Here is a 521-nt window from a genome sequence, read left to right as displayed (position 1 = left end):
ATTTATACGTGGAATTTATGGATGATGTGGAAGAAGAAGACCTTGATAATATTCTTAGTCTTATGCTTGAATTCGGAATTGAGAGTCAATTAACGATACACCGTTTATTGGAATATGGTAAAGAGATTGCCATTGAGGATGCATTAGGTGTAATTAGAAAGCATTTTCCACTAAGAAAATAAACGAAACTATTTCGCTATTCATTCAAAGTGAACATAACTGGGCAAAAGTTCTATTGTCAACTTTAAGCATAAATAGTAAAACCGGTTCCATTAGTAGGAATCGGTTTTTTAGATAACAGGTAAATCTACTTTGGTATTTCCAATTCTAACTAGTAAGAAATAAAGGGTTAGGAGTTAAAACAATGAAACATACGATACAAGTTCTGTTGTTTTTGACAATTGTTTTTTCCTCTCTATTTTTTCTGCAGACGTTTGTTGGGCAGCAAGTACTAGGGATATTGAGTATTGTATTTACAACTTTAGCAATTTTGATTGGTCTAGTAATCTTTCTTGAAAATA

The 521-nt window shown here is 31.7% G+C and carries 1 protein-coding gene; it reads left to right on the top strand.

The window, feature by feature from the left end:
- Positions 1 to 182 (top strand): adaptor protein MecA (locus tag ABD785_RS41210; protein WP_344840365.1); only part of this gene is annotated, 182 nt, incomplete at its 5' end.
- Positions 183 to 521: the final 339 nt, after the last annotated feature.

Source organism: Actinocorallia longicatena (genome assembly GCF_039534125.1).
Lineage (GTDB): Bacteria > Actinomycetota > Actinomycetes > Streptosporangiales > Streptosporangiaceae > Actinocorallia > Actinocorallia longicatena.
Note: the sequence above shows the minus strand (reverse complement) of the source record. Positions and strands in the feature narration are given on the sequence as shown.